Annotated in this window: 17 protein-coding genes; 1 reads left to right on the forward strand and 16 read right to left on the reverse strand. The window is 51.5% G+C overall.

Annotated features, from left to right (window positions below; translation table 11 throughout):
- Positions 1-83 precede the first annotated feature (83 nt).
- The 6 genes from AC6ESO_RS27960 to nrdR form a co-directional block, all read right to left on the reverse strand.
- Positions 84-1,196 carry a hypothetical protein gene (locus tag AC6ESO_RS27960; RefSeq protein WP_497094263.1) on the reverse strand — a complete coding sequence of 371 codons (1,113 nt, stop codon included), beginning with the start codon at positions 1,194-1,196 and terminating at the stop codon, positions 84-86.
- Positions 1,193-2,656 carry a HAMP domain-containing sensor histidine kinase gene (locus AC6ESO_RS27965; RefSeq protein WP_497094264.1) on the reverse strand — a complete coding sequence of 488 codons (1,464 nt, stop codon included), beginning with the start codon at positions 2,654-2,656 and terminating at the stop codon, positions 1,193-1,195. Before AC6ESO_RS27965 ends, AC6ESO_RS27960 begins: the two co-directional genes overlap by 4 nt.
- Complete coding sequence (locus AC6ESO_RS27970; protein WP_497094265.1) at positions 2,657-3,352, reverse strand: winged helix-turn-helix domain-containing protein; 696 nt, start codon at positions 3,350-3,352, stop codon at positions 2,657-2,659. It abuts the gene before it with no gap.
- Between the two features lie 149 nt (positions 3,353-3,501).
- On the reverse strand, positions 3,502-3,765 hold the full coding sequence (locus AC6ESO_RS27975; RefSeq protein ID WP_497094266.1) for a MerR family transcriptional regulator: 264 nt from the start codon (positions 3,763-3,765) through the stop codon (positions 3,502-3,504).
- Positions 3,766-3,798: 33 nt separating this feature from the next.
- A complete protein-coding gene (locus AC6ESO_RS27980) occupies positions 3,799-4,461 on the reverse strand; it encodes a GOLPH3/VPS74 family protein (RefSeq protein WP_497094267.1) in 663 nt (220 codons plus the stop codon).
- Between the two features lie 159 nt (positions 4,462-4,620).
- Positions 4,621-5,085 carry a transcriptional regulator NrdR gene (nrdR, locus tag AC6ESO_RS27985; RefSeq protein ID WP_091214235.1) on the reverse strand — a complete coding sequence of 155 codons (465 nt, stop codon included), beginning with the start codon at positions 5,083-5,085 and terminating at the stop codon, positions 4,621-4,623.
- Positions 5,086-5,220: 135 nt separating this feature from the next.
- On the opposite strand from nrdR, the gene AC6ESO_RS27990 reads away from it, so the two are divergent.
- Complete coding sequence (locus AC6ESO_RS27990; protein ID WP_090981608.1) at positions 5,221-5,430, forward strand: alpha/beta-type small acid-soluble spore protein; 210 nt, start codon at positions 5,221-5,223, stop codon at positions 5,428-5,430.
- Positions 5,431-5,491: 61 nt separating this feature from the next.
- Here AC6ESO_RS27990 and AC6ESO_RS27995 read toward each other — a convergent pair whose 3' ends face one another.
- The 10 genes from AC6ESO_RS27995 to AC6ESO_RS28040 all read right to left on the reverse strand — a co-directional run bounded on the left by AC6ESO_RS27995 (position 5,492) and on the right by AC6ESO_RS28040 (position 17,612).
- The gene (locus AC6ESO_RS27995) at positions 5,492-6,070 is read right to left on the reverse strand and encodes a transglycosylase SLT domain-containing protein (RefSeq protein WP_494816781.1); all 579 of its coding nucleotides are present in this window, start codon (positions 6,068-6,070) and stop codon (positions 5,492-5,494) included.
- Positions 6,067-6,666 carry a dephospho-CoA kinase gene (gene coaE, locus AC6ESO_RS28000; protein WP_497094311.1) on the reverse strand — a complete coding sequence of 200 codons (600 nt, stop codon included), beginning with the start codon at positions 6,664-6,666 and terminating at the stop codon, positions 6,067-6,069. The genes AC6ESO_RS27995 and coaE overlap by 4 nt, the downstream gene beginning before the upstream one ends.
- 28 nt (positions 6,667-6,694) lie before the next feature.
- Positions 6,695-7,444, reverse strand: coding sequence for an MntP/YtaF family protein (locus AC6ESO_RS28005; RefSeq protein WP_497094268.1), 750 nt, complete (start codon positions 7,442-7,444; stop codon positions 6,695-6,697).
- Between the two features lie 97 nt (positions 7,445-7,541).
- Positions 7,542-8,414 carry a DNA-formamidopyrimidine glycosylase gene (gene mutM / locus AC6ESO_RS28010; protein ID WP_497094269.1) on the reverse strand — a complete coding sequence of 291 codons (873 nt, stop codon included), beginning with the start codon at positions 8,412-8,414 and terminating at the stop codon, positions 7,542-7,544.
- Positions 8,415-8,613: 199 nt separating this feature from the next.
- A complete protein-coding gene (locus tag AC6ESO_RS28015) occupies positions 8,614-10,749 on the reverse strand; it encodes an ADP-ribosylglycohydrolase family protein (RefSeq protein ID WP_497094270.1) in 2,136 nt (711 codons plus the stop codon).
- 97 nt (positions 10,750-10,846) lie between these two features.
- On the reverse strand, positions 10,847-11,332 hold the full coding sequence (locus AC6ESO_RS28020; protein WP_497094271.1) for a GyrI-like domain-containing protein: 486 nt from the start codon (positions 11,330-11,332) through the stop codon (positions 10,847-10,849).
- Positions 11,333-11,520: 188 nt separating this feature from the next.
- A complete protein-coding gene (polA, locus tag AC6ESO_RS28025) occupies positions 11,521-14,178 on the reverse strand; it encodes a DNA polymerase I (protein WP_497094272.1) in 2,658 nt (885 codons plus the stop codon).
- Between the two features lie 569 nt (positions 14,179-14,747).
- Positions 14,748-14,888 carry a hypothetical protein gene (locus AC6ESO_RS28030; protein ID WP_497094273.1) on the reverse strand — a complete coding sequence of 47 codons (141 nt, stop codon included), beginning with the start codon at positions 14,886-14,888 and terminating at the stop codon, positions 14,748-14,750.
- 61 nt (positions 14,889-14,949) lie between these two features.
- Entirely contained in the window at positions 14,950-16,122 is a 1,173-nt protein-coding gene (locus tag AC6ESO_RS28035) for an EAL domain-containing protein (protein ID WP_494816775.1), read from the reverse strand.
- Entirely contained in the window at positions 16,119-17,612 is a 1,494-nt protein-coding gene (locus AC6ESO_RS28040; protein ID WP_497094274.1) for a GGDEF domain-containing protein, read from the reverse strand. Before AC6ESO_RS28040 ends, AC6ESO_RS28035 begins: the two co-directional genes overlap by 4 nt.
- Between the last annotated feature and the right edge of the window lie 89 nt (positions 17,613-17,701).

Raw genomic sequence — 17,701 nt, forward strand, 5'->3', positions numbered from 1 at the left:
ACGTCAAAAAGCATCTTGTCTAAGGCATCTGCACCACAGCATGGATGCGTACCTTCAACAAGATGCTTCATTGCACTTAGAACTTATTGAAATTGAATGATTAAGGGACCCGTATCTTGGCTTTCAACTGCTGGCGCCGCCTGCGAGGACGATGTTTCATAAGGCTTGCGTCCTTGTAGGAGCAGCCTGCTGCCATCCGGACTCCACGCCATATCTGTCGGCACTAGGCCGCGATAAACCGTTTGTTCCTGCAGGACGTTATTTCCTTTCAGCTTCGCTGCTTTGATGGCAACCTGATCTGTCGTGAAGGCGATCCATTTGCGATCGCTCGACAGCGCAAAGCTGCCAACCCGATCATGCAGCACATTGATTTCGGCATTTCGCAGATCATACACAAACAGCGTATCATCCGTACCGACGAAAGCCGCTTGATCATTACCCAGCCACGCCGGCCGCGTATCATGGCTGATCCGATGCGCATAACTTTGTTCAAAATGATCGCCCTGCCATGATCCGATTAAGAGCCCCGAATAACCGTTCTCTTCCTTCATGATGCAGACATTCCGGCCGTCGTCGGACATTTTGACCGCTTGAATACTGTAGGAACGATTCCAGTCCGGAATCGAATAACGCTTCTGCGTACCTAGCTTCGTATCATAGACGCCGATATAATCGCCGCTGTCATCCATCCCTACATAAGAGACATAATTGTCAGTACCTGACCACATCAGCCGCCCTGTCCCAAGCCGCGAGAAGTGAACGGTCTGAATTAGCCGTTTCCGATGATCAGCTAACGAGATGATCCATAGGGACAAGCCGTCCCTCGTCGATGAATACCCGGAAACATAGCCCCCACCCGGCGATAGGCCATCCGCCTGAATGGAAGCATCGCCCGTCAGAACAGGCAGCTTCTCCGATTCTGAATAAGGCGGGGCAAAACGTTCATGTGCGAGTCCAATCATAGAGACATGAGCAATGGTTTGATTGCCGCTCCAGCCGTAGATGCTTTTCTCATTGGATAAAGGGAGTCGGTAGATAGTCTTTACAGCAAACGGCTGGCTGTCAGGCAAGCCGTTATCCTCCTCGGCCGAGTCCGGAATAATAATCGTCTCCGATTTGAGTTCGCCTATACAACCCGTCAGCAGGGCAGCTTGCAGGATGAAAACAAGCAATATAGCTGTCATTCGTCCGTTCATTCCTGCGCTCCCTCCTCTGTCAGATACGGCAACTCTACATAAACCGTTGTTTCCCCGTTCTTGCTGACCATGTCGATGCTGCCGCCAATCTCGCGGACAATAGACTGGGCAATGCTGAGACCGAGCCCAACACTGCCTGCTTCCTTCTGCTTCCCTTCTGCTAGGAAGAAAGGCTCGAAGATGCGCGTCAGCTGTTCTTCAGCAATCGTTTCACCCTGATTCACAATAGCAAGCCGTATCCTTCCTGACTGATCCAATCCAGCGTGAATGCTAATCTCCGAATGCGCGAAGCTGTATTTGATCGCATTGTCCAGCAAGTTAATGATCAACTGGCGCAGCTTGTCCGGTTGTACCCGTACATAGAGTCCTTCCTCGGCCTCTAGGGCAATCTTTTTCTTGTAACGCTGTGCTTTAATAGCCATCGCTTCACTGACGTCTCGCAGCGTTAAGCCCACATCCACGCGTACCCGTTCCTGCCACCCATCCCGCTCCTGTGAAACTTCCAGCAGCGAAAGCACCATACCGTGAAGGCGCTGACTCTCCTCGACAATATGATCCATGCCTTTACGGAAGAACGCCTTATCGCTTTCCCCGTTCTCCCGAATCAATTCCGCATAGCCGAGTATGGTAGTAAGCGGAGTCTTCAGCTCATGCGTCACTTTATCGAAGAAATCCTTGCGCTGCGAATTGAGCGTTTCCAACCGATCGCGATCACGCCCGATTCGTTCAATCTGGCTGCTGATTCGTCCGATCATCGCGTTGAAATTGCCGGCAAGCAAGCCGATTTCATCTCTACGCTTAATCCCCAGCCGAATCGCTAAATTCCCGTTCTTCACCTCTTCAGAGGCTTTGGCCATTTTGACCAGCGGTATGGTGATATGCCTGGACAGCAGATAAGAGAATAAGAATGCTGCGGCGAAGATGGCAAGTGCGAAGTAGAAGATCGCATCCAATATGCGTCCGCTCTGCTCATACAGCAGGTTAAAAGATTTGGCATATCGCAGAATACCGACCTTTACGCCGTCAATCATGACTGGATAGGCGTAAACAACGGATGCCGTCCCCTTGTCATACGAAATCGTATAGGCTGTCACGCCGCGCAAAGCTTGTTTGAGATCATCCGTCGATACGCCTGTGAAAGCTGCCGGGTTCGTGGAGTGCAGCAGCACACCGCCGACCGTATAGGCGCTCACTTCGCTAGAGGTGGCGTAATGCAAATCACTTGCGATTTCCTCGGCGATTTGCCCGAAGTAGAGATCATTGTTCGTAAAATGATTGATCATGAAAGCCTGTCGCACATAGCCGTTACTATTCTTCTTTAGTCCAATCAGATCTTCGGTAATAATATTGCGATTACTGGTCTGGATAATTTGGGAGACCGTCTGATTAATGAGCACGAACGCAAAGCAGAAAATAAGAAAGAAGCCGACGATGAACTTGGCACGGATAGAACGGAACATCTACGTCGTCCCTCTCTCGAATTTATAGCCGATACCGAAAACAGTCGTAATGTACTCATTCGCGTCCAGCTTCTTCCGCAGCCGCTGGATATGGTTGTCCACCGTTCTTGTTTCTCCCGCATATTCATAGCCCCATACCAATTCCAGCAGCTCCTCGCGCGAAAAAATCCGTCCTCGATTGCTGCACAGCTTAAGAAGCAAGTCGAATTCCTTCGGCGTCAAATCGATGAGGTCTTCGCCTTTGCGGACAATTCGTTCGCTCTTCACGATCACGACGTCATTGAACCGAAGTGGTGGCTGCTCCTCTGTTTCTTCTAATCGATTCGCATTCGCCAGGCGGCGAAGAATTGTACGTATGCGTGCGATGACTTCTCGCAAATCGAATGGTTTCGTAATATAGTCATCGGCTCCGAATTCCAGGCCGATAATTTTGTCTGTAATATCGGATTTGGCCGTGATCATAACGATGGGAATGTTGGAATCCGCAGTGACTCGTTTGCAGATATCAAGTCCGCTCTGATCAGGCAGCATCCAATCCAGCAGGAGCAGATCGGGTTTGAATTGTCCCAGCGCTGCGATGCCTTCCGCTCCGTTTGAAGCAATCCGCGTCAGGAAGCCTTCTCTCGTTAATCCATATGCAAGCAAATCGGCGATTGCCGTCTCGTCTTCGATAATGAGAACTTTTGTTTTATCCATACGCTCAAGCCTCCTCTCTCCATGTTCACCTTACTATAGATGTAACGCTTTATCAGCCTCCCTGTCAAACGGACACCTTCGTTCCTTCTTCCTATCAACCATTTTGACAAAACAAAATAGGCACCCTCACGGGTGCACAGCACTATCCCTCACTGAACGCGATAGTGTTCACTAATTTCCTGAATCGTCATCCCGTCCCGCTCCTTGCATAAGACAATTTCCTCAAGCCGCTGCAGCGACTGCTCCCTGGGGTATCGTCTTACAAGGCCGACATCCAACTGCTCGAACGGCAGCAAGCCGATCTCTGCATAATACTTCAGCGTGCTGTATCGCATGCCGGATAATTGAACAAGCTCGCTTATCGTGACTAGCTCGGATGACATAATCTTCTCTAAGCTTCTGCGTCTGGACATGGCTCTCTCCTCACGTCACAACAGCACCCGCACCTATGATGAGGATGCTTCCATCTCTTCGAGGGCTCTGCGGATCAATTTGATGTTCTTCCATTCCTCATGCTGCGTTTCATGCAGCTCTGAGAGCTTTCTCTTCAGCTCGCTTTGCTCATAACCTGAGAAATAAACCTTTAGCTGCTGCGAGGTCTCCATCATCATGGCCAGCATGGCGGTATCTTTGGTCACCGGTCCGTCCTCCAACAGTTCTGCCCGAAGTCGCTGAATAACGGGATCCTTGTGCTCGGGAGTGGTGACATAACGATGATAGGGGAATATGTAGAGGAATTTCCGCTTCTCCATCGCAAGCGCGCCTTCGTCAAACAATGAATTCGTCAAGGACCCGAACATCGTTTGACGCAGCCTATACCTCATGTAGAAGTAATGGATCCAGCCCTTTAATTTCTTAGGCCTGCGAGCATTCGACAAGCTATCCTCCAGCGGAATGAAATTCGGGTTGGAGTTGTCAACAGCATGATCGGCTATGCGGAGGTACCCTTTAGCGTCCACAAGAACACGCTCATTCAGCATTAGCTCAATAATGGCTGCACCGACCACGTAAACCTCCAAATTAGTTCGATTGAAAGTATGCTTCCGATGTGCCCGGATATCTGAGGCTACGATAGCAAATTGCTCTGTAAGGCCATATTCTCGGTTCACGGAAATCCCCTCCGTCCATTTACTTACTACTTACTACTTACTACTTAGAACATACCATATCATTCCAAGGTCGTACATTCCTATCTGCCGATTGGACATAAAAAACCTGCAAACCACTACGATCGTGGTTGCAGGCTTCCGATGCTCGTCCAAGCTATCTTAATTCAAAGGATGCTTGTTCAGCAGGCTATTCAATTCCTTCATAAACATGTCAATATCCTTGAACTGGCGATATACCGACGCAAATCGGACATAAGCCACTTCATCGACAGGGTACAACTGGGACATGACGAGCTCGCCAATTTCGCGGCTCTCCACCTCAGCTTGTGCCGTCGTACGAAGTTCTTTCTCCGCTTCGGATACGATAATTTCCAGCTGATCCACGGATACGGGACGTTTCTCGCATGCACGGATAAGGCCACGCAATATTTTGTCGCGGCTAAACTCTTCCCGACTACCGTCTTTCTTGATGACGATCAATGGCGTTTCTTCCACCATCTCAAAGGTCGTGAACCGCCGCGTGCATTTCTCACATTCACGGCGACGGCGTATCGATTTATTTTCGTTAGCGGGTCTGGAATCGAGCACTTTCGTCCCAGCATAATCGCAATACGGACATTTCATCGTCTAAAGCTCCTCCGTCTACATCCATAGTGAATACGAAATAGCACGCTATTTATCGTTTCCCAATCGTTACCTGTAATGAAAAATGATCTAACGCACATAATACAGTTACCAACCGCAAGGAGGTGAACGACAATGGCCAACAACGGTAGCAGTCAACTGGTTGTACCACAGGCAGGCGCTGCATTAGACCAAATGAAATATGAGGTCGCACAGGAATTGGGTATCTCCCTTCCATCCGATGGATACTACGGTAACATCACAACGAAGGATGCCGGTTCTATCGGGGGTAGCATTACCCGTAAACTCGTGCAAATCGCCGAACAATCTCTTGCAGGTCGATAATCGAAGATTCTAATCTCCAAGCTTTGGCTGGTTGCCTGTGGGCAGCCGGCCAAAGTTATTTTTAGCTTTCCAACAAATTCGGATAAAGGGTCTTGTACTTATTATAATAATAAATGACCCGCTGTATATAGTGTCTTGTTTCTCCGAAAGGCACCTGATCCACGGTCTCCAGCCTGCCATCCCAAGTACCGTCGGCAAGCCATCGGCTTACATTGCCAGGCCCTGCATTGTATGCAGCGATCACAGTATACATATTGCCATCGAACTGCTGATTTAATGCATTCAGGTACCAAGCCCCGATTTCAATGCTCACATCTGCTCGATTCGAAATCGCTTCGGTCGAAATCTTCCCAAAGCCGCCTTTCTGAATAATCCAGTTTGCAGTGTCCGGCATCAGCTGCATCACGCCAATAGCGCCTTTACGCGATACAACACCGGTCTTATAATTGGTTTCTACTCTTATGATGGCGGCCACGAGATGTGGTTCAAGCTTATAATTATCCGCACTGATTACGATATCCTCTCGGAAGTGAACCGGATACATCCAGTGGCTCATCCACTCCGACCGAACGAACAACAGTACGACAAAAGCTAATGTAATAATGAGAATGACTCTTCTTCGAAGTTTTTTCATCGTCATAGCTGCAATCCCTGCCCACGCCAAAACTGTTCCACCTGCAGTGCGGTTTCGGCAATTGTTCCCCTGTTGTCGATGACGAAATCCGCCAGACGCCGTTTCTCTTCGATATCCATTTGCAGCGCTGTACGTTCCTCTGCCTGCTCCCGTGTCAGCGAATTCCGCTGCATCAAACGCTCGATCTGAATTTCCTTCGGTACATAAACGACCATAACAGCATCATACAAAGCTGCTTGTCCGGTTTCATACAATAAAGGAATATCCGCTACGATCAATTGATTCGGGTCTTCCGCCGCGTAGGCGTTAATTCGCTCCCACATTCGCTCTCGAATCGCAGGGTGCAGAATGCCTTCCAGCTTCGTCAATCGCTCGCGATCGCCGAATACCAGCTTCCCCACCTCAGCCCGATTCATCGAGCCGTCTTCATGCAAGACAGCTTGTCCGAATTCAGCAACGATCGCTGCCAGCGCCGGCTCGCCTGGGAGTACGACCTCCCGGGCGACCTGGTCGGCATCGATCAGCTTGGCGCCATGCGACACAAGCATGGCGCTGACGGTGCTCTTACCACAAGCGATGCCGCCGGTTAATCCCAGTATCAATACGTTCACCTCAAATTCTGTCCTACACCTACATTAAACGCATAACGCCCATTACAATCAGCATAATGCCAGGCAGCACCGACAAAGCACGCATACCGCGCCAGGCTGCGAACCGGAACCCTAGCCGCATACCTGCAAGCAGAAACATCCCGCTTGCCCCGGAAATGACTACTGCAGTCAACAGCGGATTGAAACCAACCATCGCCGCGCCCAGTCCCGCTCCGAAGCTGTCGAGCGACAATGCGAATCCAAGCAGCACGGCCTCTGATGCAGAAATGATACCGGATCGGTCCACGTCGGCCATTTGCGGCGTACGTAAGATCTGAATGACAATACCCAGCCGTTTCAGTTCGAGAATGACAATCGTGGATGCCGCCATCCGAATATTGCCCGCCGCCATTACAGCGCCGGTCCCATCATTACCGCCGCTCTCGGCGGAGGTGGAGGCGGATCCGGAGGCAGATGACGCGGAGGCTTCATCTGATTCCCCCGGGTCCCCTTCGGATCTGCGCTTCCAATACTGGATGAGCGCCCAAACGCCAATCAACATCAGCAGGACCGCACCGATCCATTTCGCTACATCCGGCGACATATAACCGGTAAGCAGCGAGCCAATTTGTATGGACAGCCAAACGACCAACCCGGAGCAAAAAGCGATAATTACGATCGACGCAACAGGAATTCGGATGCGCCGAAGACCGTACGTTACGCCAACGCCGAAACCATCCAAGCTAACGGCAAAAGCAAGCAGCAGCAATGATGCAGCATGAATGAGCAACTTGATGTCCCTCCCATGATGACGATAGCGCAGGATCTGTGCACTCGCCTAGAAAACATGAATGGTACATCATATGCACGCTGCCCACAGTCGTTCCTTATTTAGACATTGGCTTGGCTGCCTTACTGTCGCTCCGCTTCTTCGTTAGCGGCTGGCATTTGAGGCAAATATGTGTGCCCCGGCCGCCAACAACGGTCTTCTCTATGCTTGCACCGCATTTGCGGCAAGGCTCGTTCTTGCGGCCATATATGAGCAGCTCATGCTGGAACATCCCCATTTCGCCTTGGCCGTTTACATAGGACTTAATCGACGATCCGCCCGCGTCTACTGCGCGCGAAAGCGTTGCGCGAATCGCTTCGTGAAGCTTCGTCCACTCCGCAGGCTTAATGGAATCCGCTGTCCGTTCGGGGTGAATGCCGGCCGTGAATAGCGCCTCGTCCACGTAGATATTGCCAAGTCCAACGATATATTCCTGATTCAGCAAGAGCGGCTTGATCTTCGTCGTCCGATGAGCGACTTCCTTTTTGAAGGCTTGCAATGTAAATGCTTCGTTTAGCGGCTCGATCCCGAGTTTGTTCAGCGGGGGAAGGACTAAGTCCTCGCCGGGAGCAAACAGATGCATCGTCCCGAATTGGCGTACATCTTTATAGCGCAGCTCTGTACCATCTTCGAAATGAAAACGAACATGGGTGTGTAGCTCCACCGGGTCATCGGCTTCGTAGACGCCATAACGGCCTTCCATGCGAAGATGCGAGACCAACACAAGGCCATCCAGCAGAATACGCAGAAATTTACCTCGGCGCTCCACGGACTCAATGGTATGTCCCGCAAGTGCAGCAGCAAAAATCTCCGGCTCATGCGGTCGTTGTATAATACGCGGAAGCGACACGGTTACCCGCTCGATCCGTTTTCCCCTAATTAACTCATTCAGCGTGCGCCGAACGGTTTCAACCTCCGGTAATTCCGGCATTGCATAATTCCCTCCCAAGCCATGGTTCAGACCTCATTATACCTCAGCAAAGCCAAATCTCCTAGCCGTCTTCCCGACTTGTAAGCCTTCTATTCATGAAACCACATTTCCACGCAAAAAGAAGCCTTCCACGCTGATATTTACAGCGAATAGAAGGCTTCAAAATATTCGTTCAAGCGCATCAACCGGATCTTCTTAGCTACAATCCTCGCACCGAAAACTGCTTATAGTGAGTATGACTTCCATGCAGCGTCGAGAAGCCGACTTGACCGGTCAAGTAAGGTTGGTCCGCATCCTCAAATTGGAGCACTTGCCGGCCATCGATGGAGATGCTGAAGCGGTTCTCTTGGGCCGTGACCTTTATCGTATAATCTTGGCTATGAGACCATTCATATTCTCCTGTTGCCAGCACTGAATAGCCATTCGCATTCTTATAGAGCTTCACTTCGTTGCCTGGAGCCAGCCCGACAGCATAGGATCGAATTCCGCCTTGTACGCGGAACTGCATATTATGATAGCCGCCGGCTTGAGGCGTAATCACGGCTTCATATTCGTAATCCTGCCACTTTAAATCACCGGTGTAACATTCCGCCGGCTCGCCGCTATAGCTTCCGGACAGCTCCCCGTTCTCCAGCGCCCACAAGCCGCGCAAGTAGGTGAATTGGCTCACTTCCTGATGCAAGCCATGCCACCGCTCCGTCCGCTCCTGCTTGAAATCAATCGAGTAGTTCGGCTCACCGGAGAAATCCATGTGATCGACATAAGCAATCAAATTCTCGTGCCAGCCTTCCAGGGGCAGGAGCTCCATGCCCGCTTCCTCCAAGCAGACATTCGCCATCGCTGGCAACTCATACGTAAGCCGCGTCCATTCCCCTTTCGTCAGGAGGACAGACTCTCCGTAGTGACGAACGTTAGCATGACCGTCTTTCACATAAAGCCGTGCTTGGATCGGAGCGCCGATATATTCGGGTACCATCAGACCCGCTGTAATCGTTTGCCCCGGATAGATAAGCGGCGAGAAGCTGGGATCATATCGACTGTCGTTAAAATCATGCGGGCGATAATACGTCTGATGATAGGCTCGATAGCCATAGCCGCCCGTTGCCCTGTCGAACACGACTTTCAGCGACCGAGAGCCGCTCGCCGCTACCTCGTCCGAATTCTGGACGAAGCTGGTGACATGCATGCCGCTGTCATCCGAATCCGTGCGGAATGCATGCGTCGATCCCGGCAGCTCGAAATGAAACTGAGGTGCTTCGCGATTCAGTATCGCTGACCATCGGGCCGGTACTTCACTACCTGCGATTTTGTATCCAAAGCTCGCGATATAGGTAGCGCACCAAGGGATATTCAACATATTCAATGTGCCGATCACACTGGAGCAGCATAGGAAATCGTTGATCGGCTGACGCCAAGAAACATCTATCCCCTCCAGGCCATTCATGACACCCATAATCGTGCCGACATTAGCAACGTTGCAGTCTGTGTCCCAACCGCACATATTGCAAATGTTAATAGCACGGGAGAAGTCGCCTTCGCCGTAAAGCAAAGAAAGTATAATAACGGAAGCATTCGGAATGATATGACATTCGCCCGGGTAGAGGTGGTAGCCATAGCGCGACTCTACGAAACGGAACGCATCCCGCCATTGTTCCGGTTGTCCTGCGTGATATTCCATCACAGCTCGGGTCATTTGGGCATATTCACAATCAGCGGGGATGACGGAAAGTCCCGCTTCCAATATCTTGCGAATATCCTTATGAACGAAAGCAGCCGCGATACAAGCCGCAATAAACATGCCGCCGTATTTGCCGTTTCCGTCATGGGAAACGCTTGCAATTTTCTCCGCATATTCGGCTGCGAGCGCCGGATTGCCAGGTGCGATCAAGCCCCATGTATCGATGAAAATCTGCCCGCCAATTTGCTCCGCAACCGCCGCACCGTTCTGTGCGATAGATCCGGAACGAGGCGCCATAATCCCATTCTTTAAATTCTGATAAGCCGTATGCTCCGTCGATTTGCCGTAGCCGCCCCACCAATAGAAACCATGACCGTCCGGCGCATAGTTGAGCCAGGTCAGTCCCATTTGTTCCGCGGTAATGTCGCTTGTATGCGTATAATCCTCAAGGGCGCGAAGGAAGAACATCGGCCCATTCGTATCGTCATCTGCGGCAAAGTTTCTGAATGAATGCAAATATCCGGTTATTTCGCCAAACGTACGGGCAATTCGTTCATAGGTCCATTGCTCGATATTACCGCCATGCCGCACACCGATGACTTTGCCGAGCCAGCCGGCATAAACGCGTTCCACATAATCCCCAGGAATAATAGTCATATTGGCCTCCTCGTCTACTCTTGCCTTCCTCTCTAGCTTACCTTATGGAAGGAATGGCGAGAATAGCCAATTATAGAAGACGATGTAGAAATTTCGATTAACCATTCACAATGCTTTCAATTGGCAAGTAAAGTGATAATTCTCCATGATTGGCTTTAGGATGGTATTGTTCATGAACCGCTCCGGCAAGTTTATACGAATGAGCTGGCAGATACTCGGACATCATCCGATGGAACGTTTCTTTATACGTGTCTTGCGTACAGGTAACTACAGCATATGTAAATGCAGGTAGGACCCATTTCGTCCATCCACTGGGGGCAATTGCACCATCGACAACTTCGCAGCCTGCTAAATATTTGCCTTCATCTTGCCACCGTTCAAAGTTCCCGCCAACATCACTCATGGCTCCCCAAATTCCAACGATATTGCCATCACTGTCCAGCTTCGCGAGGCTGCTAATTTCATGAAAGTGACTATTGGCTTCTTGCCATAAAGGCGGTATCCATACGGCGCCTTCATTTGCAAGACCTTGTCCCAATTTACCAATAACCGAAAATGGTTGTTTCTCCTTGATTTCGACCACGTTTTCCCCTCCAGTATTCGTAGAAAGATCTCACTGTAACACGAACACATGTTCTAGTTATATTTTACCATCTACCTTTATACAAAACAAGATAGATAAAAGAAAAAGCTCTAGAACGTCCCCAGCCACACTGAGTGCGGCAGAACGTGCTAAAGCTTCCTCATCTTCACCTCGGTTAGCGTGAAACTTTACTTCGCTTCATACCAGTTATCGCCAAAGCTGACGTCTGCTTTGAGCGGTACATCCAGCTTCAGCGCGCCTTCCATAACCTCCGGTACGAGTGTCTTCATCAGTTCCAGCTCCTCGGCCGGCACTTCGAAGACGAGCTCATCGTGTACCTGCAGCAGCATGCGGCTGCGGAGTCCGCGATCACGCAGCTCCTTGTCCATGTTCACCATCGCCAGCTTGATGATATCCGCCGCTGTACCTTGAATCGGCGTGTTCATCGCGGTCCGTTCGGCGAACGAACGAAGGTTGAAATTCGACGCCTTGATTTCCGGCAAGTAGCGGCGGCGTTCAAGGAGCGTCGTCACGAAGCCGTCCGTGCGGGCTTGGGCAACGATATTGTCCATGTACGCCCGGACCCCTTGGAACACTTCAAAATATTGCTCAATAAACTTCGCCGCATCCTTGCGTGCGATGTTAAGGTTGTTCGACAGACCGAAGTCGCTGATTCCGTACACGATCCCGAAGTTAACCGCTTTTGCTTGCCGGCGCATATTCGCATCCACTTGATCCGCAGTTACGCCGAAGACGTCCATCGCTGTTTTCGTATGGATATCGGTATCCTCGATAAAGGCGGTTTTCATCTTCTCGTCGCCGGAAATATGCGCCAGAACGCGTAATTCGATCTGCGAATAGTCGGCTGCGAGAATCGTCCAACCCGGCTCCGACGGCACGAACGCTTTGCGAATACGGCGTCCTTCCTCCAACCGGATCGGAATGTTCTGCAAGTTCGGAAATTGGCTTGATAGACGTCCGGTTGCAGCGATAGTCTGGCGGTAGAAGGTATGCACTTTGCCCGTGTCGCGGCGAATCTCCTTCAACAATCCTTCAACATAAGTCGACTGCAGCTTCGCCAGCTGGCGGTACAGCAGAATGAGCTTCACGATTTCGTGGTAAGGCTCGAGCTTCTCCAGCACTTCCGCATCGGTCGAATAACCAGTCTTCGTTTTCTTCCACGCCGGAAGACCCAGCTTCTCGAAGAGTACCTCTCCAAGCTGCTTCGGCGAGTTAATGTTGAACTCCATACCGGCATGCATATAGATATCGCTCATGTATTGCGAGATGTTCTTCTCCAGCTCTGCGCCAAGATCCTCGAGCACGGAAGCGTTCACCTTAATGCCCTGCTTCTCCATGCCGGCAAGGACAACAGCCAGCGGCTGCTCCAGCTCATAGCAAAGCTTGCTCATGTGACCGGTCTCCAGCTCGTCGGTCAGCATCGGAACGAGTCTGCGGACAGCATCTGCTTTAGCGGCCAGATGGCCTGCGAGCACGCCGGAGGCCGGCACTTGGAACTTCGCGCCTTTGCCGTAAACAGATTCATCCGTTTGAATCGCCGCAAGACCGTGACGCTGAATGAGCGCCGCTAATGTTTGGCTTGATTCGGTCGGATCGAGAAGGTACGCTGCAAGCAGTGCATCGAAGGTTGTCCCGCGCAGCTCAATGCCAAGCCAAGATAGGACAAGCTCTGCTTTGTGCAAATCGTAGCCCTTCTTCGGTGCTTTCTCATCCTCAAGCCACTTGCGCACAGGCGCCGCTGTTTTCGCATCCATCAGCTCATCGTAAGTCACAACAACGACGCGTTCGCCGCTTGTCACGGCTAGTCCGACGAATCTCGCTTGATGCGGATTGTCGCCAATTGCTTCAATGTAGAAGCTCTCGGAGGTCGCAAGCAGTTCAGTAAGCGCATCTGCGGTCAGCTCACTCGCAGTCACAACCTCATAGGTCGCTACTGCCATCGCATTAGCGGCGGATCCGCCTGCTTCAGGAAGCTGCAGCCGCTCGATCAGCGACTTGAACTCCAGCTTGCGGAACATGTCGCCGAGCGCTGTCTCGTCATAGCCGCTATACACCAGCTCGTCCGCTTTATTCTCAAGGGGCACCTCGCGATAGATCGTAGCCAGCTTCTTGCTCATGATGGCACTTTCCTGATGCTCTTCAACCTTTTCCTTCATCTTGCCCTTGATTTCGCTCGTATTGGCAAGGACGCCTTCAACGCTGCCGAACTCGTGCAGCAGCTTCAGCGCTGTTTTCTCTCCGACGCCCGGAATGCCCGGAATGTTATCGGATGTATCGCCCATCAGACCTTTAAGGTCGATAATTTGCAGCGGCGTTAAGCCATAACGCTCTTGGATACCGGCTGGATCGTAACGCTCCACATCCGTCACCCCTTTACGCGTGAGCGCAATGGTGACATGATCGGAAGCCAGCTGCAGCATATCCTTGTCACCGGACACGACGACGGTCTCAATCCCGCCCTCATCCGCCAATCGGCTGAGTGTCCCGATAATATCATCCGCTTCATAACCAGGAAGCTCATATTGCGCAATCCCGAAAGAGCGCAGCAGCTCCTTGAGCACAGGGAATTGCTCTGACAGCTCCGACGGTGTTTTCTCCCGACCGCCTTTGTATTCCGCATAGCCTTCATGACGGAACGTGGTCTTGCCCGCATCGAAGGCGACAAGTATATGCGTCGGCTTCTCTTCCTCCAGCAGCTTCAGCAGCATGGTCGTAAAGCCGTACACCGCATTCGTATGCAGCCCCGACGAATTCGTAAGCGGCGGCATCGCGAAGAATGCTCTATAAATGATACTGTTACCATCAATCAATACCCATTTATCCATCCGACAAGCACACCTCACCTTATTATTCCTAGTGCTTATCATAGCATAAAGCGAACACACTTTCCCAGGCAGAATGATGATAGGAAGCGACGCTTTAAATCATCATTCAACGGCGGAACAGACCGGCCTTTCTGCACCGCTAATATAAAAGGCGGCACAGGGTTTCTCCCTGTGCCGCGTTTCGAATCCCCACTCCACTATTGGCATTCGCATTCAACTTGCTGCACTCCGCTTTCAATGATCCACTCTCTCCAACAAGAACACAAGCGCATCGCAAATTCTAACGAACCGTACAGGCCTTATTTCGCCGAATCTCTAAGCTTTTAGAATTTAACGAACCGTACGGGCCTTATGTGGGGTAAATCGGCTCCAAAACACCTAAAAACCTTCAAATAAGGCCTCAATGGTTCGTTAGAATTTCTTGAGGGCTATCCGGGGGCGAATAAGCCCCCTACGGTTCGTTAGAGCATTTCGCACTTCGCAAACCGCGCGGCACACGCCGCGTATCGCACATTCGTGAACCGCACTCTGCTTCGACGCTGTTCGCTCTTTCACTACTCGCTCTCCGCTTAGCCGCACTTCGCACTTTCGCGATCCGCCCTCCGCTTCGACGCACATCGCACCTTCGCGGCCAGCCCTCCGCTTCGACGCACTTCGCACCTTCGCGACCAGCCCTCCGCTTCGCCGCACTCCGCACCTTCGCGACTCACCCTCCGCTTCCCCACATATCCTACAACTTTTACGCGATAATCCCCCATTCACTTCAAGCTGTTAAGCAATTGTAGGCTGCGGTCTCCCAAGTAAGTACCCTTGCGCGTAGTGTACGCCGATGGACTTGATATATTGAAGCTCGCTCTCTTCCTCGATGCCTTCCGCCACCAGCGAGATGCCCATTTTGGCAGCCAGCTCCGTGAACGTTTGGACCAGATGGGCCTTCATTCCATCCTGGTGGATGCCATGAATAAGGGAGCGATCGATTTTGATATAATCCGGCTCCAGCTCAACGATGGACTGCAGCGATGAATAACCTGCCCCTGCATCGTCGATAGCGATCTGATAGCCTTGCGTACGGTAATGCTGCAGAATTTTCTTCGCTGCACCAAAATCCTCAATGGAGCTGCGCTCCGTAATTTCGAACACGACATGATGCGGAGACAGCCCATATTGCTCGAGCAGCAGCATCGTGCGTCCGGTTGTGAAGGAGGGGTCATTCATAATTTTCGCGGTAATGTTGATGAACAGCTTCTGCCCTGCCGACAGCCCCGCGCTTCCTTCGATTGCACGCTCCCGGGCCAGCCGGTCAAGGGAGTAAGTAAGCCCCTCTTCAGAGGCAAAATCAAACAGCTGCAGCGGTCCGTCAAACCAGCGTTTATCCGGCAAGCGAGAAAGCGCCTCATATCCGTATGCAGCCTCCGTCCCGCATTGCAGCGAGATAATTGGCTGATAGACCGGATGAATGAGCCGCTCCATGAGGATGTGCTCCAGCGCTCTGCGCTTCAAGCTGCGCTCCGTTGCGCCGGTGGGCTGTCCGTGGATGATCGCGCGTTTGATGCCATCATACAGCCGCTCTTCCTCCGATACGATGCCGCCATTCAAGAAGGAGACGCCTGCATGCAGCTTTAGCTCGGGAATCGCGCCACCGAACTCGGCGTCCATAAACCGCTCCTCCCAGTCGAGCTTCAGTCTGCTGCCCAACGTCAGCAGGTCCTCTTCCGGTGAACGGAAGCACGAGGGCGGAAGGGAAAGACACACAAACAGGTCATCACGCAGCCATAGCTTCGAAAGTCCGGTCGTACTGACTGCATCTTGTTCCATCATGACCCGTTCGGCGAAACGGCGCCACTTGGCATCGAGTTTCACCTTTACGTCTTCTTGCTCGATCGCTTTGCCTTGCCAAGCAAAATATATAATGCCCATCTGATTGGATTCTCTAGTTACTGTCACGTCATTCCCTCTCCCAGCTGCTCTCCGAATACATCGCTGGCAACATAGGCACTGCCGCGAATTCCTTTCGCCTGCTTCTTTACCCGCGCTGCCGCTTGTGAAATAATGGCTGTTGTTAATGGATGGTTCCCATTCCACCTTAGCAGCGACAACGATAATGTGACGCCCTCTTGCTGCACCGCCACCCCGCTTCGGTCCACAACACCCGGTACATGCGTCATGCCATAATAACCTTTGACGCCGCTGTCGAACCTGGCAAGCAGCAGGCGACACAGCTTCTCCGATTCGGAGCGATCGGTCAGCATAATGAAATCATCCCCGCCGATATGGCCGATAAAATCATCCCGTTTTCCGCCAACCTGCGCAACCTCTTGCAGAACGGAAGCGAGAAAACGGATCAGCGCATCCCCTTGGCTGAACCCGAAGCAATCATTAAACCATTTGAAATAGTCCAAATCCGCATAAATGATGGTGAACGGTCTGCCTCCATCAATCCGCCGCTGCATCTCCCGCTGAATAGATGCATTACCCGGTAATCCCGTAAGCGGGTTTGCTGTCCGTGCTTCCTCCGTTCGCAGCTGCGTCATACACTCTAGAATCGAGCGGACTGAGGCTGCGCCAACAAATTTGTCCCCTCGCGTAATGAGCACGAGATGATAGAGCCGGGAAATATCCCTTGCCATTGCCAGCTGTACCACTTGCTCGACCGGCAGCTCTGCATCGACGACAAGGGCTTCCTTATCCATAATTCGGGCAATCGCCCTATTCCAATAGAGCGGAAGACCAAACTGCCCCGCCAGCAGCTGATTCATATTTTCTTTCATCACAAGACCAAGCGGCTTGCCCTCTTGAACTACAACCGCACCTTGGATATGCGGGTTAGACTCGAACATGCGAGACAGGTCGGATACAAGCGAGCCCGGCTCAAACATAGGCACTGTCTTGGTTAACGATCCGATCGTCACATACGATGGGACGCCGCTTAAGTATGCTTCCTGCTGATGCACCTGCTGTTCCTCCCGCTCCCCTGATTGGAAACGGACTACCATCTCATAGGCTTCCTTAATTACTTTAAACATACTAACTTCAATGGAGCGGCCTTTTGCCGTTGAAGGGCAGGAAACAGCATGTCCAACCGCAAAATCCGGTTTTCCATCCTGCTCCTTCATGTTGACAATCCGATTTGCCTCGAAGGTCTTACAAAGTTTCACTTTCAATTTATCGATACCCAGTCGGAGTCTTGACTCCAGTTCTTTGTCCGCCGCCGCAGCCAAACCGCATGCCAAGAAATAGAACCGGTCATCCCCCATCGCGCTGTGCCAAACAAGCCCTTCCTGCTCAGTCACCCATTCATTCAATGCCTCATCAACCGCGGCAGGAGTGCCCTGAAGCAGTTGTAAGGCAATTACACCAATGCCGCCTTGATGCCAGCTTTCCTTTAAACGATGCAGCATTGTTTTGTCTAATAATCCATAGCTGATTTCGTTCATATGAATCCCTCTTAGGCGTGAGTCTTTTTGACTATCCCTTATGTTCCATTGTAGGAATAAAGTGTGATGGAAGTATTGTCCTATTGTTA

The organism is Paenibacillus rhizoryzae, from assembly GCF_059686995.1.

What these genes read in the sequence shown, in the direction of transcription:
- AC6ESO_RS27995 (WP_494816781.1), bottom strand. Translation starts at nt 6,070, where the DNA reads ATGACGATGAAAAAACTTCGAAGAAGAGTCATTCTCATTATTACATTA.
- AC6ESO_RS27990 (WP_090981608.1), top strand. Translation starts at nt 5,221, where the DNA reads ATGGCCAACAACGGTAGCAGTCAACTGGTTGTACCACAGGCAGGCGCT.
- polA (WP_497094272.1), bottom strand. Translation starts at nt 14,178, where the DNA reads ATGGATAAATGGGTATTGATTGATGGTAACAGTATCATTTATAGAGCA.
- AC6ESO_RS27975 (WP_497094266.1), bottom strand. Translation starts at nt 3,765, where the DNA reads ATGTCCAGACGCAGAAGCTTAGAGAAGATTATGTCATCCGAGCTAGTC.
- AC6ESO_RS27960 (WP_497094263.1), bottom strand. Translation starts at nt 1,196, where the DNA reads ATGAACGGACGAATGACAGCTATATTGCTTGTTTTCATCCTGCAAGCT.
- AC6ESO_RS27970 (WP_497094265.1), bottom strand. Translation starts at nt 3,352, where the DNA reads ATGGATAAAACAAAAGTTCTCATTATCGAAGACGAGACGGCAATCGCC.
- mutM (WP_497094269.1), bottom strand. Translation starts at nt 8,414, where the DNA reads ATGCCGGAATTACCGGAGGTTGAAACCGTTCGGCGCACGCTGAATGAG.
- AC6ESO_RS28015 (WP_497094270.1), bottom strand. Translation starts at nt 10,749, where the DNA reads ATGACTATTATTCCTGGGGATTATGTGGAACGCGTTTATGCCGGCTGG.
- nrdR (WP_091214235.1), bottom strand. Translation starts at nt 5,085, where the DNA reads ATGAAATGTCCGTATTGCGATTATGCTGGGACGAAAGTGCTCGATTCC.
- AC6ESO_RS27965 (WP_497094264.1), bottom strand. Translation starts at nt 2,656, where the DNA reads ATGTTCCGTTCTATCCGTGCCAAGTTCATCGTCGGCTTCTTTCTTATT.
- AC6ESO_RS28040 (WP_497094274.1), bottom strand. Translation starts at nt 17,612, where the DNA reads ATGAACGAAATCAGCTATGGATTATTAGACAAAACAATGCTGCATCGT.